This window comes from Kosakonia quasisacchari, assembly GCF_004331415.1.
Lineage (GTDB): Bacteria > Pseudomonadota > Gammaproteobacteria > Enterobacterales > Enterobacteriaceae > Kosakonia > Kosakonia quasisacchari.
Genome location: NZ_SJOP01000016.1, coordinates 47,600 through 67,953 on the forward strand (window position 1 = coordinate 47,600; position 20,354 = coordinate 67,953).

23 protein-coding genes and 1 other annotated feature are annotated in these 20,354 nt (G+C 50.6%); of the genes, 11 read left to right on the top strand and 12 right to left on the bottom strand.

What is annotated here, in order from left to right:
- Window positions 1–39: 39 nt before the first annotated feature.
- Window positions 40–164: a sequence feature (Phe leader region), on the bottom strand.
- From pheM to fumD, 6 genes are all read right to left on the bottom strand, one after another.
- The gene (pheM, locus tag E0L21_RS25030) at window positions 115–159 is read right to left on the bottom strand and encodes a pheST operon leader peptide PheM (protein ID WP_001386830.1); all 45 of its coding nucleotides are present in this window, start codon (window positions 157–159) and stop codon (window positions 115–117) included. Its footprint overlaps the feature before it by 45 nt.
- Before the next feature lie 119 nt (window positions 165–283).
- Entirely contained in the window at window positions 284–640 is a 357-nt protein-coding gene (gene rplT, locus E0L21_RS16975) for a 50S ribosomal protein L20 (protein WP_013366084.1), read from the bottom strand.
- Window positions 641–689: 49 nt separating this feature from the next.
- A complete protein-coding gene (gene rpmI / locus E0L21_RS16980; protein WP_001124225.1) occupies window positions 690–887 on the bottom strand; it encodes a 50S ribosomal protein L35 in 198 nt (65 codons plus the stop codon).
- Window positions 888–979: 92 nt separating this feature from the next.
- Window positions 980–1,522, bottom strand: a complete 543-nt coding sequence (infC, locus tag E0L21_RS16985) for a translation initiation factor IF-3 (RefSeq protein WP_071908164.1) — start codon at window positions 1,520–1,522, stop codon at window positions 980–982.
- Between the two features lie 3 nt (window positions 1,523–1,525).
- Window positions 1,526–3,454, bottom strand: coding sequence for a threonine--tRNA ligase (gene thrS, locus E0L21_RS16990; protein WP_131411525.1), 1,929 nt, complete (start codon window positions 3,452–3,454; stop codon window positions 1,526–1,528).
- A 592-nt stretch (window positions 3,455–4,046) separates the two neighbouring features.
- Window positions 4,047–4,259 (bottom strand): fumarate hydratase FumD, encoded by a 213-nt coding sequence (gene fumD, locus E0L21_RS16995; RefSeq protein WP_131411527.1) that lies wholly within the window; start codon window positions 4,257–4,259, stop codon window positions 4,047–4,049.
- A 289-nt stretch (window positions 4,260–4,548) separates the two neighbouring features.
- Here fumD and E0L21_RS17000 point away from each other — a divergent pair, with 289 nt between their 5' ends.
- Window positions 4,549–5,994, top strand: a complete 1,446-nt coding sequence (locus E0L21_RS17000) for a flagellin N-terminal helical domain-containing protein (protein ID WP_131411529.1) — start codon at window positions 4,549–4,551, stop codon at window positions 5,992–5,994.
- Window positions 5,995–6,158: 164 nt separating this feature from the next.
- On the opposite strand, the gene E0L21_RS17005 is transcribed toward E0L21_RS17000, so the two are convergent.
- Together E0L21_RS17005 and E0L21_RS17010 are read right to left on the bottom strand one after the other, a co-directional pair.
- Window positions 6,159–6,374: a YdgH/BhsA/McbA family protein gene (locus E0L21_RS17005; protein WP_131411531.1), complete on the bottom strand. Its 216-nt coding sequence runs from the start codon at window positions 6,372–6,374 to the stop codon at window positions 6,159–6,161.
- A gap of 264 nt (window positions 6,375–6,638) precedes the next feature.
- Window positions 6,639–7,394 (bottom strand): DUF481 domain-containing protein, encoded by a 756-nt coding sequence (locus E0L21_RS17010; protein WP_131411533.1) that lies wholly within the window; start codon window positions 7,392–7,394, stop codon window positions 6,639–6,641.
- A 291-nt stretch (window positions 7,395–7,685) separates the two neighbouring features.
- Between E0L21_RS17010 and pfkB the strand changes: the two genes are divergently transcribed.
- From pfkB to E0L21_RS17025, 3 genes are all read left to right on the top strand, one after another.
- Entirely contained in the window at window positions 7,686–8,618 is a 933-nt protein-coding gene (gene pfkB, locus E0L21_RS17015) for a 6-phosphofructokinase II (RefSeq protein ID WP_131411535.1), read from the top strand.
- Between the two features lie 113 nt (window positions 8,619–8,731).
- Window positions 8,732–9,022, top strand: a complete 291-nt coding sequence (gene ghoS / locus E0L21_RS17020; RefSeq protein WP_017456546.1) for a type V toxin-antitoxin system endoribonuclease antitoxin GhoS — start codon at window positions 8,732–8,734, stop codon at window positions 9,020–9,022.
- Between the two features lie 104 nt (window positions 9,023–9,126).
- Complete coding sequence (locus E0L21_RS17025; RefSeq protein WP_131411537.1) at window positions 9,127–9,987, top strand: fructosamine kinase family protein; 861 nt, start codon at window positions 9,127–9,129, stop codon at window positions 9,985–9,987.
- A 43-nt stretch (window positions 9,988–10,030) separates the two neighbouring features.
- Here the strand turns inward: E0L21_RS17025 and E0L21_RS17030 are convergent, their stop codons facing one another.
- On the bottom strand, window positions 10,031–10,567 hold the full coding sequence (locus tag E0L21_RS17030) for a YniB family protein (RefSeq protein WP_131411539.1): 537 nt from the start codon (window positions 10,565–10,567) through the stop codon (window positions 10,031–10,033).
- A 144-nt stretch (window positions 10,568–10,711) separates the two neighbouring features.
- On the opposite strand from E0L21_RS17030, the gene hxpB reads away from it, so the two are divergent.
- The 4 genes from hxpB (at window position 10,712) to E0L21_RS17050 (ending at window position 14,498) form a co-directional block, all read left to right on the top strand.
- Window positions 10,712–11,380 carry a hexitol phosphatase HxpB gene (gene hxpB, locus E0L21_RS17035; RefSeq protein ID WP_131411541.1) on the top strand — a complete coding sequence of 223 codons (669 nt, stop codon included), beginning with the start codon at window positions 10,712–10,714 and terminating at the stop codon, window positions 11,378–11,380.
- A gap of 146 nt (window positions 11,381–11,526) precedes the next feature.
- Window positions 11,527–12,288 (top strand): 2-dehydro-3-deoxy-D-gluconate 5-dehydrogenase KduD, encoded by a 762-nt coding sequence (kduD, locus tag E0L21_RS17040; protein WP_131411657.1) that lies wholly within the window; start codon window positions 11,527–11,529, stop codon window positions 12,286–12,288.
- Window positions 12,289–12,385: 97 nt separating this feature from the next.
- Entirely contained in the window at window positions 12,386–12,976 is a 591-nt protein-coding gene (locus tag E0L21_RS17045) for a metal-dependent hydrolase (RefSeq protein ID WP_131411543.1), read from the top strand.
- A gap of 130 nt (window positions 12,977–13,106) precedes the next feature.
- Entirely contained in the window at window positions 13,107–14,498 is a 1,392-nt protein-coding gene (locus E0L21_RS17050; protein WP_131411545.1) for an L-cystine transporter, read from the top strand.
- Between the two features lie 88 nt (window positions 14,499–14,586).
- On the opposite strand, the gene cedA is transcribed toward E0L21_RS17050, so the two are convergent.
- Entirely contained in the window at window positions 14,587–14,829 is a 243-nt protein-coding gene (gene cedA / locus E0L21_RS17055; RefSeq protein WP_131411547.1) for a cell division activator CedA, read from the bottom strand.
- A 215-nt stretch (window positions 14,830–15,044) separates the two neighbouring features.
- Between cedA and katE the strand changes: the two genes are divergently transcribed.
- Window positions 15,045–17,300 carry a catalase HPII gene (gene katE, locus E0L21_RS17060; protein ID WP_131411549.1) on the top strand — a complete coding sequence of 752 codons (2,256 nt, stop codon included), beginning with the start codon at window positions 15,045–15,047 and terminating at the stop codon, window positions 17,298–17,300.
- Between the two features lie 68 nt (window positions 17,301–17,368).
- On the opposite strand, the gene osmE is transcribed toward katE, so the two are convergent.
- A complete protein-coding gene (gene osmE, locus E0L21_RS17070; RefSeq protein ID WP_131411551.1) occupies window positions 17,369–17,707 on the bottom strand; it encodes an osmotically-inducible lipoprotein OsmE in 339 nt (112 codons plus the stop codon).
- A gap of 242 nt (window positions 17,708–17,949) precedes the next feature.
- On the opposite strand from osmE, the gene nadE reads away from it, so the two are divergent.
- Together nadE and cho are read left to right on the top strand one after the other, a co-directional pair.
- The gene (gene nadE, locus E0L21_RS17075) at window positions 17,950–18,780 is read left to right on the top strand and encodes an ammonia-dependent NAD(+) synthetase (RefSeq protein WP_131411553.1); all 831 of its coding nucleotides are present in this window, start codon (window positions 17,950–17,952) and stop codon (window positions 18,778–18,780) included.
- Between the two features lie 82 nt (window positions 18,781–18,862).
- Complete coding sequence (cho, locus tag E0L21_RS17080; RefSeq protein ID WP_165501924.1) at window positions 18,863–19,726, top strand: excinuclease Cho; 864 nt, start codon at window positions 18,863–18,865, stop codon at window positions 19,724–19,726.
- Here the strand turns inward: cho and ves are convergent.
- Window positions 19,723–20,280 carry an environmental stress-induced protein Ves gene (gene ves / locus E0L21_RS17085; protein ID WP_131411661.1) on the bottom strand — a complete coding sequence of 186 codons (558 nt, stop codon included), beginning with the start codon at window positions 20,278–20,280 and terminating at the stop codon, window positions 19,723–19,725. The genes cho and ves overlap by 4 nt on opposite strands.
- Window positions 20,281–20,354: the final 74 nt, after the last annotated feature.

The following is a 20,354-nucleotide window of genomic DNA, read 5'->3' on the forward strand; positions in this document are numbered from 1 at the left end:
GTTTTCCTCGTTATATGACGATATTTACAAGCGGCAGATACAAAAAAAGCCTCCACAAGGGAGGCTTTCTGGCGCTGTTTTCCGTTTCTTCTTTCACGCGCTAGCCTCCCGGGTTCAGGTGCTAAAGTAAAAAAAGAAGCGGAAAATAGCAGCATTCATGCTTGCGTTACCTTAACAGGGTAAGTGGCGGCGATGGCTTATTGAAAACGCATCACGGCAAAATGTCAATGTATTGATAATGTTAAAGCAAAAGAGGGAGCAAAGCTCCCTCTCTTAAACTGGCTTACGCCAGAGCTGCTTTCGCTTTTTCAACCAGGGCAGTAAATGCCACTTTGTCGAATACTGCGATGTCAGCCAGGATCTTACGGTCGATTTCAACAGAGGCTTTTTTCAGGCCATTGATGAATTTGCTGTAAGAAATACCGTTCTGACGTGCTGCTGCGTTGATACGTGCAATCCACAGTTGACGGAACTGACGCTTTTTCTGACGACGGTCACGATAAGCGTACTGACCTGCTTTGATAACAGCCTGGAAGGCAACACGGTAAACGCGTGAACGCGCGCCGTAGTAACCTTTAGCTTGTTTCAAAATTTTCTTATGTCGTGCACGTGCAATCACACCACGTTTTACGCGAGCCATATGCTCTCTCCTGTATCTATATTCTTAAAAAAGTTAAAAGGTTAACGACTTATGCGTACGGCAGGCACGCGATTACCAGGCCCAGATCGCCTTTAGAAACCATGGCTTTCGGACGCAGGTGACGTTTACGCTTGGTAGCTTTTTTGGTCAGAATATGACGCAGGTTAGCGTGCTTGTGCTTAAAACCACCTTTACCGGTTTTTTTGAAGCGCTTAGCAGCACCGCGTACGGTCTTAATTTTTGGCATTTTTTAACTTCCACTTCGCATTGTTAATAAACGAAACAAAGGCGAATTAAACCCGTGAGCTTGTGGCCCACAGGTCTAATTACTTGATGGCCTTACTGTTTCTTCTTCGGAGCAAGCACCATAATCATCTGACGGCCTTCGATCTTCGTTGGGAAGGATTCGACCACTGCCAGTTCAACCAGATCTTCTTTCACGCGATTAAGCACTTCCATACCGATCTGTTGGTGGGCCATTTCACGACCGCGGAAACGCAGTGTGATTTTGGCCTTATCGCCCTCTTCGAGAAAGCGAATCAGGCTGCGGAGTTTTACCTGATAGTCGCCTTCATCTGTACCAGGTCGGAATTTAATTTCCTTAACCTGAATAACTTTTTGCTTCTTCTTCTGTTCCTTAGAAGATTTGCTCTTTTCATAGAGGAACTTGCCGTAATCCATTATACGGCAAACGGGCGGCTCGGCGTTAGGGCTAATTTCGACTAAATCGACCCCGGCTTCTTCAGCTTTTTCCAGAGCTTCTCTGAGACTCACAATACCAAGCTGCTCGCCTTCCAGACCTGTTAAGCGAACTTCCGTGGCGCGAATCTCGCCATTAATACGATTGGGACGCGCCGTTTGAACTCGTTTTCCGCCTTTAATACCTTATTCCTCCAGTTGTTGAAGACTGCGGCTGCGAATCTCTTGTTGCAGCTTCTCGATAACATCATTTACGTCCAGGCTACCCAAGTCTTTACCGCGACGGGTACGCACAGCAACTTTGCCGGCTTCAACCTCTTTGTCACCACAAACCAGCATATAAGGGACACGACGTAAAGTGTGCTCGCGGATTTTAAAGCCAATCTTCTCGTTTCTCAAGTCTGCTTTTACACGAATGCCCGCATTTTGCAGTTTACGGGTCAATTCGTTAACGTATTCAGCCTGTGAATCAGTGATGTTCATCACAACTACCTGCACTGGCGCAAGCCAGGTTGGGAAGAAGCCCGCAAATTCTTCTGTCAGGATGCCGATAAAGCGCTCCAGAGAACCAAGAATTGCACGGTGAATCATTACTGGAACTTGCCGCTCGTTACTTTCGCCAACATAAGAGGCATTCAGACGAGACGGCAAGGAGAAGTCCAGCTGGACAGTACCGCACTGCCATGCACGATCGAGGCAGTCATACAGTGTAAATTCAATTTTCGGACCGTAGAATGCGCCTTCACCCAGTTGATACTCAAACGGGATATTATTCTCTTCCAGCGCCACAGCCAGGTCCGCCTCAGCACGATCCCACATCTCGTCACTGCCAATACGTTTTTCCGGACGAGTGGAGAGTTTGACGACGATCTTCTCGAAGCCAAAGGTGCTGTACATATCGTAGACCAAACGAATACAAGCGTTCACTTCATCACGCACCTGCTCTTCTGTACAGAAGATATGCGCGTCATCCTGAGTGAAGCCGCGTACACGCATTAAGCCATGCAGAGCGCCTGATGGCTCGTTACGATGGCAACTACCGAACTCCGCCATACGTAACGGCAGGTCGCGGTAAGATTTTAAGCCCTGATTAAAGATCTGTACATGACCCGGGCAGTTCATCGGTTTGATGCAATATTCACGGTTCTCAGAAGAAGTCGTAAACATGGCATCTTTATAGTTGTCCCAGTGGCCAGTTTTTTCCCACAGCACACGGTCCATCATGAACGGGCCTTTCACTTCCTGATACTGGTACTCTTTCAGTTTAGAACGTACGAAAGTTTCCAGTTCACGGAAGATAGTCCAGCCATCGTTATGCCAGAACACCATACCCGGCGCTTCTTCCTGCATGTGATACAGATCGAGCTGTTTACCGATTTTACGGTGATCGCGTTTTGCCGCTTCTTCCAGACGTTGCAGATAAGCGTTCAGCGCTTTTTTATCCGCCCACGCGGTGCCATAGATACGCTGCAGCATTTTATTATTGCTGTCACCGCGCCAGTAGGCACCTGCTGTTTTCATTAATTTGAAGTGATGGCAGAAACGCATATTCGGCACGTGCGGACCACGGCACATGTCGACATATTCCTGATGATGATACAAGCCTGGCTTGTCATCATGGGCAATATTTTCATCAAGGATCGACACTTTATAGCTTTCACCGCGTTTAACAAACGTCTCGCGCGCCTCTTTCCAGCTTACTTTCTGCTTGATGACATCGTAGTTTGTTTCGGCGAGCTCATGCATACGCTTTTCGAGCGCGTCGATATCTTCCTGGGTCAGCGTATGGTCAAGATCAACGTCATAGTAAAAACCGTTATCAATAACCGGACCAATAGCCATTTTGGTGTTGGGCCAAAGTTGCTTAATCGCATGGCCTAAAAGGTGCGCACAAGAGTGACGAATGATTTCCAGGCCGTCCTCATCTTTTGCGGTGATGATGGCAAGGTTAGCATCGCTGTCAATCACATCGCATGCATCTACCAGTTCACCGTTGACACGACCAGCGATACAGGCTTTCGCCAGTCCTGGACCGATATCCAGCGCAACATCCATTGGGCTTACAGCGTGGTCGTAATGGCGTTGACTGCCATCAGGAAGAGTAATTACAGGCATTTCATTTCCTTAATTTGCAGTGGTGCCCCACACGAAAGAGCACATACAAAATGAGAGATCAAAAATATAACAGCTGCGACGGTAAGTTTTCTCGCTTCACTCTGCGGAATCTGTACAGTGTAGCGATTACCCACTACCTGATACCCTTACCTGCCGCTGTTAAGTACCCGGCAATAGTACACATTTGCGAAGTGGGTTGGAAGGATTAGTGTGACACAGCTCAATAGTGCTGCTTTATTGCAGATTCAAGATTCTCCATGGAAAAACGTTTCAAAAACAACCATTCAACCTGAGGATTATCCGATTTTTTAACACGATATTGACATAACGGTATCTCAAGCCGTTTATTTGGCTACTCATTCATACCTAACTTACTGATAAAAAATGGTAATCCTTTACCCCATTATTATTATTTTCGCGCTTGTCGCGATCATTGTTTTTTCGTTTTATAAACACCACAGCATGAAATCGTCCCGCGCCCTTCCGGGCCGTTACAAGAAACGGCGTGGGTAACGCCGTCTTCTTTTAAAAGCCACGATTATTCAGAAAGGCACGCAAGACGCGTGCCTTTTTATCATATCCGGCATGCTGTTCAGGCGTTGTAACCCAAAGCCTGGATCACGGTTTCCATCGCTTCTTGTGTTAGCTCGGATCGTTTAATTTTCTTATTTGCCAACATGGTTCTGACCACCCCGGCAATGACAATATGCTTTGGTTCTTGCCCAAGGTCGCGCATTTCCAGCACGACTTTCCCCACTACACGGCACATTTCTTCATATAACGCCTCGTCTTTTGACTTCCCCATTTCACCTCCGGTAGCGATGGTTTTGATAAGCTATCTCTCTTCAGAGAGCCTCACGAAAAAAGCGGCTTGCGCCTGTAAAAAGAGTCAGTAAAGCATATTGTTACCAGTATCTGTACACAGGATCTTTCTCCTGACAGCATGAAGGGGAGACGCAAGCAGCCTTTTTCTGCACGTCACCCATTTTCAGTCATTTGCACAAAGTTAAATTTACCTGCGAATTTACCTTAAAGTTACTCACCCCTTTGCCGATGATTAATTCATTAGTGATCTGAATGAATTAACGACGGTAATGCAGGCAATCAATCATAATGAGTTTATCGGGCTGAACCTCACCGCCCGAAAAAAAACGACCTCTACGCTACAAGAAAGCATTGAACGTCTGTCATCAGGGTTACGCATTAATGGCGCGAAGGATGATGCTGCCGGACAGGCTATCGCTAACCGCATGCGCTCCAACGCCAATGCGGATACCGTAGTGTCCCGCGGTCTTGATGATGCGATCAGTATGGCGCAGACCGCGGATGGCAACTTGAGCACTGTTAGCGAACTTTTGATTCGAGCAAAAAGCCTTGCCATACAGTCCGGAAATAGCACCCTCTCTGAGAATGACCGGCAAAGCATTCAGAACGAATATCAAAATATTCTTAACAATATTCAGTCAATCTCGGAAGGTACAGAGATTTTTGGACGCTACCCGTTGGCTACTGATTCACCGGAATTGCCGCCGGAGCTGATTGGTGACGTGCCACCGCTAAACGTAAAGTTTCCGGTTCAGGGAACCAATTATTCTTTCAGCTCAGGCATTGTCTCGCTGGCCTATATTCCTGCCGGTTCGACGAATATTGCTATTACTATTGATTCGCTGGGCCTGGATGATGACATTCAGTTATTCACTCGCGACGGCAAGCATCTGGCCGGCACACCGATTAACGGCGCAGCACCGGACTATACATGGAAAAGCCGCGGTATAACGGATTCAGCGAAAGCGACCAGCCGTGTGCTCACCGAAGCCAATGGTTTTGCGCATGGTGCAACCTACGACGATTCTTTACTGATTGAAGGGGGAACGTCGTGGGCACTAAACGGCAGCGAGACGCAGAATTACAACGGTATGGCTATCGCTTACAGTGGCGATGGCGATCGTTACGAACCGGGCAACGCCTACAATGACGGTAGCAACGGTTCAAACCGGCTGGAGCGCGTAAAGATTGATAACGTGACTGAAGATTTGGTGGTGATGGTTGTTGGCAGTGGTTCTTTTACCAGCAATTTAACTTGGGGTATCCTGCCAAAGCCAACGATAACCCCGGCGGAACCGCCGAAGCAGAGTCGCCCGTGGGAGGTCGTAACCAGCGCGAACGTTGGTGGTGATATCCAATCTGTAACCATACCAACCACACCGACAGACGTGAAGTCCCTGGGTTTAAACGCGACATCCTTGCAAACGGCGGCCCCAGCTAGTGTTGCAATGGGTGCGCTTGATAGAGCGCTCGATAAAGTAAGCGCCTTTCGTGCGCAATATGGCGCGTATATCAATCGTTTCGAATCGAATAAATCAGTACTGGCACAACAAAACGTTGCAACACAAGCGGCGAAGAGCCGCATTGAAGATGCGGATTACGCGCTGGAAGTCAGCAAGATGGCAAAAGCGCAGATATTACAACAGAGCCAGGATGCAGTGCTAAAAGTTGCTAACCAGTCGGCAGAAAATATTCTGGCACTTCTTCGCAACTAACACTGTATTTTCACAAAGTTTAATAACAGCACTTAATAACAAAGCCATTTTTCGCCCGCAAATAAATAACTTCATTGCGTGTCATTACCATTGAATACAAATACAAAAAACCGGTACGACTTAATCCGGTTTTTTCAAAGTTAATGAATTAACTCAGAATGTATTTAATTCCACTCACCCGCAACCAGGGTATGCGCGTTAAACGCATTGTCATTTGAGCCCTGAGTTGATTGAGACACAGGAACCATATTAGAACCCGCTTCAATGTTGGTGATGGTAGTGTTAGTCTGGCTGGCCGTTGATGCAGGCTGAGCCGCGAAAACGCCAAAAGAGAGTGCAGAAAGCACGACGGCGACCGCAGCGGTTTTGATTTTTTTCATAATTAAATTCTCATTCTTGAATAACTACATTACTGGCTGGGCGTTTTTTTGCCCGTGCTGTTAGTGTAGATCTGGATCACATTTTTGCACAGTCAATTTATTTATCCATTCGTGTCAAATAAACTGAATATGTAACCCAAATATTAATTGTGAGGAAATTATGAAGAGAAAAGAATACTTAAACAAAATTGAGAATGGAATGATGGAATGAAAAGAGCACAAATTAACAAATAAAAAATGGGCCGATATTTTCGGCCCAACAAATTACATTTTATAGCCTAACGTTACCACTGTTCTACGATCGGTATGATCCGGCGCAGTCGATGGTGGCTGGGAGTTCCAGGTCAGGTTATACGCGACTTTCAACGCAAAGTGCGCGTTAATCGCTACGTTCAACGCTGTTTCTGAGTTCACGGTAGTATCATCCGCACCAAATACGGAAACACCCTGGGTGAATTTCGTGGTATCGGTCATCTGCCAGGTGTAGGTGCCGGAGGCATAACCGAGCCCGGTCGTTTTAGTATCGCCGTCGGTGTACTTGTCATAACGAACACCAGGACCGAATTCAAAACGCAGGCTGTGAACCGGGCCATTCAGGAACTGACGACCGTAACCAGCAGTTAGTACATCGCGATCGCTATAGCCGTTATAGCGATCAGTTAACCAGCTCGCCTGGCCAAACAGGTAATCGTAATCCGTCATGTTATAACGGCTACGACCACCTACTGCGTATTTTTCAGACGAACGAACATCATTTGACGATGTATTGCTGGCGTTACCCCACAAAGACCAGGCGGTTGTATCGCCGTACCAGGTCAAGGTGGAATCAGCAGTCAAAGAGGAACTCTTTGTATTGCCGGACTGAGCCAGATAACCACCGTTTACGCTGCCTTCAAACGGCGCTTTAGCGGTAGAGGGATCATCCATGACAGTAAAAACGGTATCATCTGCAAACGCGTGCACTGATACAAACACACCCGCCGCCATCACAAGCACGGGTACTGTCTTTAAAAGCTTCATTTATTTAGAGTCCGTACAGCAAAAAAAGAGACCGATACGGTCCCGGAAACTTTCATTAGGATCAATGATCAACGGTCCAAAGAAAGGTAACAAATTATAAAAAGGCCGCTTAAACATATCAATGAAATCTTATTTGATTTTTTGAATAAGAGGGATCTCAAAACAACAAAAACGGTTATTAATCACCGCTGCGTATAAAATCAATATCATTTTGAAATCATGCCCTTAATTCCTTTCCCTTCTACCTGAACAGTGCCAGGCTTACATCAATCTGAGAAAAAGGAGGTTATCATGACAGCTGTATACACTCTTACGCTGGCGCCTTCGCTTGATAGTGCGACACTGACGCCGCAAATTTATCCAGAAGGTAAACTGCGCTGCACGGCACCCGTTTTTGAGCCTGGCGGCGGTGGCATCAACGTTGCGCGCGCGATTGCACATCTGGGCGGTAAAGCAACGGCAATATTTCCAACCGGCGGCGCAACGGGCGAGCATCTCATCGCATTGCTGGCAGATGAAAACGTACCGACCGTAACCGTAGCCACACAAGACTGGACGCGACAGAATCTGCACGTTCACGTTGAGTCCAGCGGTGAGCAATACCGGTTTGTCATGCCCGGTGCCGCGCTGAATGAAGACGAGTTTCGCCAGATAGAAAAGAAAGTCTTGACCATTGAACGTGGCGCGATTTTGGTGATAAGCGGCAGCCTGCCACCTGGAGTCCAGGTTGAAAAGCTCACGCAGTTAATTAAAGCCGCGCAAAAACAGGGGATTCGCTGCATTGTCGATAGCTCGGGCGAAGCACTAACCGCAGCGCTCGCAATTGGCAATATTGAGTTGGTGAAACCCAACCAGAAGGAGCTGAGCGCCCTGGTCGGCAGAGAGCTCACCCAGCCTGATGATGTGCGCAAAGCCGCACAAGAGATCGTTCAAACAGGCAAAGCGCTGCGCGTGGTTGTCTCCCTTGGACCGCAGGGTGCATTGGGTGTGGATGGCGATAATTGTGTTCAGGTCGTACCGCCGCCGATGAAAAGCCAAAGTACGGTGGGCGCGGGCGACAGCATGGTGGGCGCAATGACGCTTAAACTTGCACAAGATGCACCTTTTGACGACATGGTACGTTTCGGCGTCGCCGCCGGGAGTGCAGCCACCATCAACCAGGGTACGCGCTTGTGCGCGCGGGAAGACACGCAAAAAATCTACGACTATTTGTGCCATGCCTGACATACCTCCCCTTCCGGCTGGAAGGGGAAATATCAAATATCCCCTGCGATGGTCGACAAATGTCCCTCGCCGTCTATGCTAAAAAAAACGTTAAGATAACAACGAGGTGAAAGATGGGCAGCGATGGCATCACCCGCTACGTAGTTGAGGTCAAATTTCATGACCAAACGCTGACAGACATCAACGAGATCAATAACCACTTTACACGTGCCGGCTTTCTCCTCACGATGGCGGATGATAACGGCAACGTACACGATCTTGGCACCAATACCTTCGGTTTTATCAGCGCGCTAAGTGAGAAGGATGTTCATGCGCTGGCAAGCGGGCTTGCTGAAAGCGCCGTGGACGAAGAGACGGAAATCACTGTCACCACCTGGGAAGCGTTCCAGAAACAGGAACATTAAGTGCCATTCCACCGTTGCGTATGTCGGGCGTGCGTTAAGTCGGATTTTTCAACAGCTGTAGTGCGCTAACCTTATGATCGGGCTGATAACATGGGAGAGACATCATGTGGCAAGCGATAAGTGGTCTGTTAAGCGAACAACTGGGTGAAGGCGAAATTGAACAGCGCGACGAATTGCCTGGCGGTGAAATCCATGCTGCGTGGCACGTACGCTACGCCGGTCGCGATCTCTTCGTGAAGTGTGATGATCGCGCATTACTCCCCATTTTTACGGCTGAAGCCGATCAGCTCGCCCTGCTGGCACGCAGTAATACCGTGCGTGTGCCAGCGGTTTGGGCTGTGGGAAGCGACCGCGACTACAGTTTTCTGGTCATGGAGTATCTTCCTGCCCGCCCGCTTGATGCGCACAGCGCGTTCTTGCTGGGGCAGCAGTTAGCGCGCCTGCACCAATGGAGCGATCAGCCGCAGTTTGGCCTCGATTTCGACAACGATCTTTCCACCACGCCGCAGCCCAACGCCTGGCAGCGCCGCTGGTCAACGTTTTTTGCTGAGCAACGCATTGGCTGGCAGTTAGAACTGGCGGCGGAAAGAGGGCTGGAGTTTGGCAACATTGATGCGATTGTCGAGCACGTTCAGCAGCGGTTGAGTTCTCACCAACCGCAACCCTCGCTATTGCATGGCGATCTTTGGTCTGCCAACTGTGCACTTGGGCCTGACGGCCCTTACATCTACGACCCGGCTTGCTACTGGGGCGACCGAGAGTGCGATCTGGCGATGCTGCCACTGCACCCGGACCAGCCGCCGCAAATCTATGACGGTTACCAGTCCATCTCCCCGCTTCCCTCCGATTTCCTTGATCGCCAACCCCTTTACCAGCTTTACACCTTGTTTAACCGGGCAATTCTGTTCGGTGGCGAGCATCTGCTGAATGCACAAAAAGCGCTGGATCGCGTGCTGGCGGCGTGAATGTGGTTCTCAGACCCGGGGCGCAACACCTCGGGTTTGGGGATTACAGGAAACCGAGCAGTGTAAAGAAGAAATAGCCTGCAACAATAATCATCACTGGCAATACATAAAGCGGAAAAATTTGCAGAAAGATAGTGTGATGCGGCACTACAATGCGTGCTTCAATCTGCTCACGCGTTAACCCTTCCGGGCCTTTGGCTTTCTCCAGGATCATCTGATTTTCCACACCTTCACGCAGAAAACGTGCCTGGCGGCTCATGCGCGCACCGGACGCCTGCAGCGCCAGCCCGACAAAGATCAGCACATAGATAATCCAGAACATGATGTTCAGGCTTTGGTGGAAATCTGGCGTTGGTGAGTTGTACCAAAAAAGATTCAGGAATGGCGTGTTAAAACGCATCATCTCAATGATTACATGGGCAAAATCAAGCATCACAGCATTGATACCCGGCTGTTTTTCGCTGTGATCGTACATAAACTTCAGTACAGAAATAATTGTCGAAATGACGGCTGGAATAAAAATCACCCAACCCAGAACGCGTTTCAGCACAGCGATGCGTCCAGCTTGTTGATACGTCATGGATTCCCCTTGTAAGTGACGCACTGTTTGCGCCTTAGTCTACCTGCTGATAACTATTTTCGCCTGATCTTTAAAGGCAGTATGATGAATGCTTAACCATAATTTCGGTTTTATCCCTGCGAAATCCGTTAATAGAGAGGTGTTATGTCTGCCCCGCGACAAATTCTTGCTGCCATTTTTGATATGGATGGATTACTGATTGACTCAGAACCGCTCTGGGATCGCGCCGAACTGGACGTTGTCGCAAGCCTTGGGGTCGACATTTCAAGGCGCAATGAGTTACCGGATACACTTGGCCTGCGCATCGATATGGTGGTTGAGTTGTGGTATGCCCAGCAGCCCTGGAATGGTCCGAGCCGTCAGGAAGTCACCGACAGAATCATTCAGCACGCCATCTCACTGGTTGAAGAAGAGCGTCCATTGTTGCCGGGCGTGCGTGAAGCCATCGCGCTGTGTAAAAGCAGCGGGCTGGCGGTTGGGCTGGCATCCGCATCACCGCTGCATATGCTGGAAAAAGTGCTGACCATGTTCGATCTGCGCGACAGTTTCGACGCACTCGCCTCAGCGGAAAAGTTGCCCTACAGCAAGCCGCACCCGCAGGTTTATCTGGACTGCGCGGCAAAACTGGGCGTAGACCCGCTCACCTGTGTGGCGCTGGAAGATTCGGTTAACGGCATGATTGCCAGCAAAGCCGCGCGGATGCGTTCCATCGTTGTGCCGGATGCCGAACATCGCGCGGACCCGCGTTACGTGCTTGCTAACGTGAAACTAGAAAGCCTCGAGCAACTCACTCTCACGCATCTTCACGGCTAGTTCTCCTGTGGGGTGATACAGATCACCCCATCACCTCTCAATTTTGAAACGTCATTTCATTTTTATTTGTGTTTTCTTTGCCCGCCTTCTATCCTGATCTTCAGGCGCAGATGCCCATGACAACAATTTATAACGCCGGAGTAAATATGATACTGGAAGCCTTTAAGCTTGCGGGTAAAGTGGCTATCGTCACCGGATGTGACACCGGGCTGGGTCAGGGAATGGCATTAGGGCTTGCAGAAGCGGGCTGCGATATTGTCGGTGTTGGCCGCAAAGTGCCGCAGGAAACCGCCTCCCGCGTGCAGGCGTTAGGACGCCGTTTCCATGCTATTCAGGCCGACCTTCGCCACCAGCACGGTCTTGATGAGGTGGTTAAGCAAGCCGTTGCGACATTTGGGCACATCAATATTTTGGTGAATAACGCGGGCACGATTCGCCGCTGCGATGCCATTGATTTCAGTGAACAAGACTGGGATGACGTGATGAACCTGAACCTGAAAACGGTCTTTTTTCTCTCTCAGGCGGTGGCTCGGCAATTTATTGCCCAGGGTAATGGCGGGAAAATCATCAATATCGCTTCGATGCTCTCGTACCAGGGTGGCATTCGTGTACCTTCATATACGGCGTCCAAGAGCGGCGTCATGGGGCTGACGCGTTTACTGGCAAACGAATGGGCAGCACATCAGATTAACGTTAACGCGATCGCACCAGGCTATATGGCGACAAATAACACCCAGCAATTGCGGGAAGATGCGGAACGCAGCCAGGAAATCCTTGACCGTATCCCGGCCGGGCGCTGGGGAGAACCAGAAGATCTGAAAGGCGCGGCGGTGTTTCTGGCCTCCAGAGCGGCGGATTATATCAATGGTTACACCCTTGCCGTCGATGGTGGCTGGCTGGCGCGTTAAACAATCAGGATTGTGACAAAGAGTTACACCGTCACCTCTTCCGCCTACTGTACAAACATCCTATACTGTATACATCAACAGTTGAGTGAGTTTGACCATGACGGCGGAAGGACACCTGCTTTTTTCCATTGCTTGCGCGGTGTTTTCCAAAAACGCTGAGTTAACGCCCGTCCTCGCCCAGGGAGACTGGTGGCATATTGTCCCGTCCGCTATTCTCACCTGCCTACTGCCGGATATCGACCATCCGAAATCTTTTCTCGGGCAACGCCTGAAATGGATATCAAAACCTGTCGCCCGCGCTTTCGGGCATCGCGGATTTACGCATAGCCTGCTGGCGGTTTTTCTGGCGCTGACACTCTTCTATTTAAAAGTGCCAGAAAGCTGGATTGTGCCCGCCGATGCGCTACAGGGAATGGTGGTCGGTTATCTCAGCCATATTCTGGCGGATATGCTTACCCCTGCTGGCGTACCGCTGCTCTGGCCCTGTCGCTGGCGCTTTCGCCTGCCGCTGCTGGCACCGCAAAAAGGTAATCAACTGGAACGCGTATTATGTATGGCGCTATTTACTTACGCGATTTGGATGCCACAAACATTGCCCGAAAACGGTGCAGTCCGCTGGTCATCACAGATGATAATGTCGCTACAAAATCAGTTTAATCGCTTTATTCATCAGCAATCAGAGCATTAAATCGCCATTCCTCCTTATTTCGATATAACCCATTCCATTTGGATATAAGACCGTTTCAACACTTCTGCTAACCTTGCGCCACAGGAGCGGCCGAGAAGGCTGACCGAATAATGATATCAGGAGAAAGGGGATGAATTTTCTATTAATCGCGAACGTCGTTGTGTTCGTGGCACTGCTGTTTTTGCTGGCGCAGGCGCGTCACAAACAGTGGAGCCTGGCAAAAAAAGTACTGGTGGGTTTAGGTCTCGGTGTGGTCTTTGGCCTCGCGCTGCAGGCTATTTATGGTTCTGATAACCCGGTACTGAAAGATTCCATCCAGTGGTTCAACGTGGTCGGCAATGGCTATGTCCAGTTGCTGCAAATGATTGTCATGCCACTGGTTTTCGCTTCAATTTTGAGTGCCGTTGCGCGTCTGCATAACGCGTCACAACTGGGCAAAATCAGTTTTCTGACCATCGGCACATTGCTGTTCACGACGCTGATCGCCGCATTGGTGGGCGTGCTGGTGACCAATCTGTTCGGTTTGACGGCAGAAGGTCTGGTACAGGGTACGGCAGAAACCGCGCGTTTGAACGCCATTCAGAGCAACTATGTCGGCAAAGTAGCCGATCTCACCGTGCCGCAACTGCTGCTCTCCTTTGTACCTAAAAATCCGTTTGCCGACCTGACAGGCGCAAACCCAACGTCAATTATCAGCATCGTTATCTTTGCTGCGTTCCTCGGTGTCGCAGCGCTGAAATTGTTGAAAGATGATGCGCCGAAAGGCCAGCGTGTACTGACCTCTATCGATACGCTGCAAAGCTGGGTGATGAAACTGGTACGCCTGGTGATGCAATTGACGCCGTATGGCGTGCTGGCGTTGATGACCAAAGTTGTCGCTGGTTCTAACATTCAGGACATCATTAAGCTGGGTAGCTTTGTTATCGCCTCTTACCTTGGCCTGGGCATTATGTTTGTGGTGCACGGTCTGCTGCTTGGTGTGAACGGCGTTAGCCCGCTGAAATTCTTCCGTAAGGTATGGCCTGTTCTGACATTTGCTTTCACCAGCCGCTCCAGCGCAGCATCCATTCCGCTGAACGTGGAAGCGCAAACCCGTCGTCTGGGCGTGCCGGAATCCATCGCCAGCTTCTCAGCCTCCTTTGGCGCAACCATTGGGCAAAACGGGTGCGCAGGCCTTTACCCGGCGATGCTGGCCGTGATGGTAGCTCCCACCGTTGGCATTAACCCGCTGGATCCGCTGTGGATTGCTACCCTGGTTGGGATCGTCACCGTCAGTTCCGCCGGTGTGGCAGGTGTTGGAGGTGGTGCGACTTTTGCCGCGCTTATCGTGCTGCCTGCAATGGGCCTGCCAGTGACGCTGGTGGCGCTGCTCATTTCCGTTGAACCGCTTATCGATATGGGCCGAACTGCCCTGAACGTGAGCGGCTCAATGACCGCCGGTACGCTGACCAGCCAGTGGCTGAAACAGACCGATAAAACCGTACTGGACAGTGAAGACGACGCCGAACTGGCGCACCGTTAAACACCCGGAATGGAATGACCGATGCCCCTATCCGTCGAGGCGGCACCGGTGAATAATGAAAACCGCCTGCAATGTCAGGCGGTTTTTTTTACGCTTCGTCTACCTCGCCTTCCTGGCGCATCTGCATCGCCCAGCGCTGAGCAGCTTCCGGGACGCTAAAGACCGGCGAGCGGCGAAACTTTTCCCCCATCAACACAAACGCCACATACTTACCCCGCAGCAACCAGACATCACGATAGCCATCCACTTTTGAGGCGTGATCGGGGGGAGCCGGTTCGACACGCGGGACATAGCTGATAATGGCTCGGTTTTGTTGACGATAAGATTTCATAAGCGATGCGTTCTACAAACAAATTCTACAAACATTAAAGACCTATCATAGCCGATTGTGAGCTTGTGCGTCGCGCCTGGAACCACTTTCTCTGATTTTTCACTCCCGTGTTGACTCCTGATTCGCCAGGTCAATGCAGCATGTTGTTCTATAGTTAGAAGGGTTTTAAGGAAACATCGACCATTTTTCAGCAATGAAAACAGGAGACGAGTTCAATGTCGCACAATGAAAAAGACCCTCATCACCACGCCCCGGTTCATGATGCTAACGAATCCCGCCCAGGGCTGGACTCACTGGCACCCGAAGATAATTCTCACCGCCCTTCTCCGAGCCCCACAGCACCTGGCGAGCAACCGACCGCGCCGGGGAGCATGAAAGCGCCGGATACGTCGAATGACAAACTGAACGCGCTGGAGCCTTACCGAAAGGGTGGCGAGAATTATCCCCTCACCACTAACCAGGGCGTGCGCATCGCCGATGACCAAAACTCCCTGCGCGCGGGAAAACGCGGCCCGACACTGCTGGAAGATTTTATTCTGCGGGAGAAAATCACCCATTTCGACCACGAACGTATCCCAGAACGTATCGTGCATGCACGCGGATCGGCGGCGCATGGCTATTTTCAGCCTTATCGTAGCCTGAGCGATATAACCAAAGCGGATTTTCTCTCTGATGCGGAGAAAATTACCCCGGTATTTGTCCGTTTTTCCACGGTGCAGGGCGGCGCGGGTTCAGCGGATACCGTTCGTGATATTCGTGGATTTGCCACCAAGTTTTATACCGAAGAAGGCATTTTTGACCTGGTCGGCAACAATACGCCGGTCTTTTTCATCCAGGATGCGCACAAATTCCCCGATTTTGTCCATGCGGTAAAACCGGAGCCGCACTGGGCGATCCCGCAAGGTCAAAGCGCGCATGACACCTTCTGGGACTATGTTTCGTTGCAACCGGAAACCTTACACAACGTGATGTGGGCGATGTCCGATCGCGGCATTCCGCGCAGCTATCGCACGATGGAAGGTTTTGGGATACACACATTTCGCTTGATCAACGCCGAAGGCAAAGCCACGTTTGTCCGCTTCCACTGGAAACCACTGGCAGGCAAAGCTTCCCTGGTGTGGGATGAGTCACAAAAACTAACCGGGCGCGATCCGGATTTCCACCGCCGCGAGTTATGGGAAGCCATTGAAGCCGGCGATTACCCGGAGTTTGAGCTGGGCCTACAACTGATCCCGGAAGAGGATGAATTCAAATTTGATTTCGACCTGTTGGACCCGACCAAACTGATTCCCGAAGAGCTGGTTCCCGTGCAGCGCGTCGGAAAAATGGTATTAAACCGCAACCCGGATAACTTCTTTGCCGAAAACGAGCAGGCAGCGTTCCATCCAGGGCATATCGTGCCGGGCCTCGATTTTACCAATGACCCGCTGCTGCAGGGGCGTTTGTTCTCCTATACCGATACGCAAATCAGCCGGCTTGGTGGGCCGAACTTCCATGAAATTCCCATCAATCGCCCAACGTGTCCGTACCATAACTTGCAGCGCGACGGCATGCACCGCATGGAGATTGACACAAACCCTGCTAACTATGAGCCGAACTCCATCAATGATAACTGGCCGCGGGAAACACCGCCTGGTCCAAAACGTGGTGGTTTCGAGACTTACCAGGAGCGCGTCGAAGGGGAAAAAATCCGTGAACGCAGCCCCTCATTCGGTGAATATTATGCTCATCCGCGCCTGTTCTGGTTAAGCCAGACGCCGTTTGAACAACGCCATATTATTGACGCTTTTAGCTTTGAGCTGAGCAAAGTGGTACGGGCGTATATTCGCGAACGCGTGGTAGATCAACTGGCGCACATTGACGTTCATCTGGCGCAAAGTGTGGCAGAAAATCTCGGTATCACGTTGAGCGACGATCAGTTGAACATTGCCCCACCGCCGGAAGTCAATGGGTTAAAAAAAGATCCTTCGCTGAGTCTTTATGCCATCCCCGATGGCAACGTGAAAGGCCGGGTGGTAGCGGTATTACTGCATGATAAGGTCAGCGCGACGGATGTACTCAACGTATTGCAGGGCCTGAAAGCCAAAGGTGTTCATAGCAAACTGCTCTATGCGCGAATGGGGAAAGTGACTGCGGATGATGGATCCGAATTACCGATTGCCGCCACCTTCGCTGGCTCACCGTCTCTGACGGTCGATGGCGTCATTGTTCCCGGCGGGGATATCAGCGATATCCTGCAAAATGGCGACGCGAAATATTACCTGCTGGAAGCCTATAAGCATCTGAAAACTATCGCGCTGGCGGGAGATGCGCGGCAGTTTAAGCGCTTACTGGATGTGGATGACCAGGGAGAAGACGGTATTGTCGAGGCGGATAACGCTACGGCGAACTTTATCGATGATTTTCTGACGCATCTTGCTGCGCACCGCGTTTGGTCGCGCATCAGCAAAATCGATAGTGTCCCGGCGTAACCCCTGTTGCACCCATAAAAAACCGGCCAAATGGCCGGTTTTTTATTTGCTCAGGCGATAAACCGAAATTACTGCTTAACTTGCGGGTCAGTATCATACTCGGCGCAGGTCTGGTAGCCGGAGTTCATGACATGACCAGTTTCATCCAGCGCAACGAAATAGGTTTCGGTTTTGCCGTCACGTTGACCCAGAATATAGGTCTGGCAAGTCCCGCGCGCGTGGATCATCGTAACTTCAGAAGAAGGACGGCCCGCAACCTGCATAACTTGCTGGCGGCTCATGCCTTTTTTCACATCTTTCACGACTGGCTGTGAAACCTGATCTTTTGCACGATCGTAAGCCGTACAACCCGCCAGCATAGTCAGCACTGCAGCTGCGCCCAGAATTCCTGCGATGTTCTTATTCATATTCCATCCTCTTTTGTATCCGCTTGTGTATCAGCGTGTTATCTAAGCCTGGAATATAAAATTGCATTTTTCAACTAACAGACAGCATTGGCATAACTTTCGGAGAAATCTAATAAAAGCACGATAAGCTACTAAAACGCCTTAATTTGCGGCACTCAAATCTGTGATCCTTGTCGTTTTACCGCCAAAGGGTTAATTTGGCCCTATTATCTATTTAGCAGGACAACACAACGGAGGGGTAAATGACTCTGCAACAAGAGATTATTCAGGCGTTAGGCGTGAAGCCCACAGTCAACGCCGAAGAAGAAGTTCGCCGCAGCGTGGATTTCCTGAAAACCTATCTGAAAACCTATCCTTTTTTGCAAACGCTGGTACTTGGCATCAGCGGCGGCCAGGATTCCACGCTAGCCGGGAAAATCAGTCAAACGGCCATCAGCGAACTGCGCCAGGAAACGGGCAATCAAGCGTATCAATTTATCGCCGTCCGTCTGCCTTACGGTAAGCAAGCGGATGAGCAGGATTGCCAGGATGCCATCGCGTTTATTCAGCCGGATCGCGTCCTTACCGTCAATATCAAAGCCTCGGTGCTGGCAAGCGAGCAAGCGCTGCGTGAAACGGGCATCGAACTGAGCGATTTCGTGCGCGGCAATGAAAAAGCGCGCGAGCGTATGAAAGCGCAATACAGCATTGCTGGCATGACGAAAGGCGTGGTGGTTGGCACCGACCATGCCGCCGAAGCGGTGACCGGTTTCTTCACCAAATATGGCGATGGCGGCACTGATATCAACCCGCTTTTCCGTCTGAACAAACGCCAGGGTAAACAGTTGCTGGCTTACCTGGGCTGCCCGGAACATCTTTATAAAAAAGCGCCAACGGCCGATCTGGAAGATGATCGCCCCTCCCTGCCGGATGAAGCCGCACTGGGCGTCACCTACGAAAATATCGATGATTATCTGGAAGGGAAAACGCTGGATGCCAGTATTGCGAAAATCATTGAAGGCTGGTATGTGAAAACGGAACACAAACGTCGCCCGCCGATTACTGTATTCGACGATTTCTGGAAAAAGAAATAACCCGCAGGCGGCGCAAGCCGCCTCTTTTTTAGCCACTTATTGACTGCTATACTGGATAGACAAACAGTATCAGGAGTATTTTGTGGTCAGGCGTCAATCAGCCCCGCGTCTTGAATTCGAAGCGGCGGCAATCTATGAATATCCAGAACATCTTCGTCCGTGGCTGGAAGCAATGCCCAGGCAGCCCGGTGTCTATATTTTCCACGGCGAAAGCGAAGCAATGCCGCTCTATATCGGTAAAAGCGTCAATATCCGCAGCCGTGTACTGTCGCATCTGCGCACGCCCGATGAAGCGGCTATGCTGCGCCAGTCGCGGCGGATTACCTGGATTTGCACTGCCGGTGAGATTGGCGCGCTGCTGCTCGAAGCGCGACTAATTAAAGAACAACAGCCACTGTTTAATAAGCGTCTGCGCCGTAATCGCCAACTCTGCTCGCTGCGCCTTAGCGGTGAAAAACCACTGGTGGTGTATGCCAAAGAAGTAGATTTCTCCTCCTCCCCAGATTTGTATGGCCTGTTTGCCAACCGTCGCGCCGCATTGCAAGCGCTGCAATCTATCGCTGATGACGAAAAGCTGTGCTATGGGCTGCTGGGTCTGGAATCGCTAACGCGTGGCCGGCCTTGTTTTCGATCCGCGTTACAGCGCTGCGCCGGGGCATGCTGTGGAAAAGAGACGCGTGAAGCACATGATGAGCGCTTCGCCGCCGCGATGGCGCGTTTGCAATTGGTCTGCTGGCCGTGGCGCGGTCCAATTGGGCTGAAAGAGAGCGCTGCGGGAATGACGCAGTACCATATCATCCACAACTGGCTATGGTTAGGTTCAGTTGATGAGCCCGCCGCTGCCGCGCAACTGCTGCGTTTACCGGCGGGTTTCGATCATGATGGCTACAAAATTCTCTGCAAACCGCTGCTTTCCGGTGATTATGAAATAATCGAACTGGATTAATGACCGGCCAGCCAGGTAATTTCACTGAACAGTAACTGCCCTTCAGACTTTAGCAACCGCAGAGTTTGCCGCCCTTCTTGCCAATAAGCACCCTGATCGGCGGTTAACAATTTATCACCCAATTGCCACGCTCCACTCAGAACGAAAATAACGCCCCCGCGTGTACCAATAGTGGTAAAGGTACGATCGGCGATACGGACTTTCGCCCGGCAGCGATCGCGCCGCGTCATCACATTAAAATCCATCGACATTTGTCCGTCGCAAAGCTCGGCTCTGACTGGCTGCTCACCGGCAAAAGTAAAGGGCTGGTAACGTTTAAGCGTGTGGCTAAAAGTACCTCCCCCATTCAGCGTCACTTCGCCACCTTCAATGAGGGTTATTACCCGATCCACGCCGGGAAATTGCGGAAAATCACCGTTACTGGCCAGCGAAGCGATACTGGCTCGCCAGTTAAAATCACGTGTTGCCGGCGGAAAACAGCAAATTTCTCGGGTTTCACCCGCCCCATTACGCCAGAGATTTACCGGCATTTTACGGATATCAAAGAATTCCATCATCACTCCTGAATGGCGCGGTGCTTCACCTGCGCCGCTGCTTCTTCGGGCAGCCTGCATCATTGTTATTGTTT

Bases quoted from the DNA above. Each gene is read 5' to 3' on its own strand.
- rplT (WP_013366084.1), bottom strand. From the start codon at position 640: ATGGCTCGCGTAAAACGTGGTGTGATTGCACGTGCACGACATAAGAAA.
- rpmI (WP_001124225.1), bottom strand. From the start codon at position 887: ATGCCAAAAATTAAGACCGTACGCGGTGCTGCTAAGCGCTTCAAAAAA.
- thrS (WP_131411525.1), bottom strand. From the start codon at position 3,454: ATGCCTGTAATTACTCTTCCTGATGGCAGTCAACGCCATTACGACCAC.
- fumD (WP_131411527.1), bottom strand. From the start codon at position 4,259: ATGGGGAAGTCAAAAGACGAGGCGTTATATGAAGAAATGTGCCGTGTA.
- E0L21_RS17000 (WP_131411529.1), top strand. From the start codon at position 4,549: ATGCAGGCAATCAATCATAATGAGTTTATCGGGCTGAACCTCACCGCC.
- E0L21_RS17005 (WP_131411531.1), bottom strand. From the start codon at position 6,374: ATGAAAAAAATCAAAACCGCTGCGGTCGCCGTCGTGCTTTCTGCACTC.
- E0L21_RS17010 (WP_131411533.1), bottom strand. From the start codon at position 7,394: ATGAAGCTTTTAAAGACAGTACCCGTGCTTGTGATGGCGGCGGGTGTG.
- pfkB (WP_131411535.1), top strand. From the start codon at position 7,686: ATGACAGCTGTATACACTCTTACGCTGGCGCCTTCGCTTGATAGTGCG.
- ghoS (WP_017456546.1), top strand. From the start codon at position 8,732: ATGGGCAGCGATGGCATCACCCGCTACGTAGTTGAGGTCAAATTTCAT.
- E0L21_RS17025 (WP_131411537.1), top strand. From the start codon at position 9,127: ATGTGGCAAGCGATAAGTGGTCTGTTAAGCGAACAACTGGGTGAAGGC.
- E0L21_RS17030 (WP_131411539.1), bottom strand. From the start codon at position 10,567: ATGACGTATCAACAAGCTGGACGCATCGCTGTGCTGAAACGCGTTCTG.
- hxpB (WP_131411541.1), top strand. From the start codon at position 10,712: ATGTCTGCCCCGCGACAAATTCTTGCTGCCATTTTTGATATGGATGGA.
- kduD (WP_131411657.1), top strand. From the start codon at position 11,527: ATGATACTGGAAGCCTTTAAGCTTGCGGGTAAAGTGGCTATCGTCACC.
- E0L21_RS17045 (WP_131411543.1), top strand. From the start codon at position 12,386: ATGACGGCGGAAGGACACCTGCTTTTTTCCATTGCTTGCGCGGTGTTT.
- E0L21_RS17050 (WP_131411545.1), top strand. From the start codon at position 13,107: ATGAATTTTCTATTAATCGCGAACGTCGTTGTGTTCGTGGCACTGCTG.
- cedA (WP_131411547.1), bottom strand. From the start codon at position 14,829: ATGAAATCTTATCGTCAACAAAACCGAGCCATTATCAGCTATGTCCCG.
- katE (WP_131411549.1), top strand. From the start codon at position 15,045: ATGTCGCACAATGAAAAAGACCCTCATCACCACGCCCCGGTTCATGAT.
- osmE (WP_131411551.1), bottom strand. From the start codon at position 17,707: ATGAATAAGAACATCGCAGGAATTCTGGGCGCAGCTGCAGTGCTGACT.
- nadE (WP_131411553.1), top strand. From the start codon at position 17,950: ATGACTCTGCAACAAGAGATTATTCAGGCGTTAGGCGTGAAGCCCACA.
- ves (WP_131411661.1), bottom strand. From the start codon at position 20,280: ATGGAATTCTTTGATATCCGTAAAATGCCGGTAAATCTCTGGCGTAAT.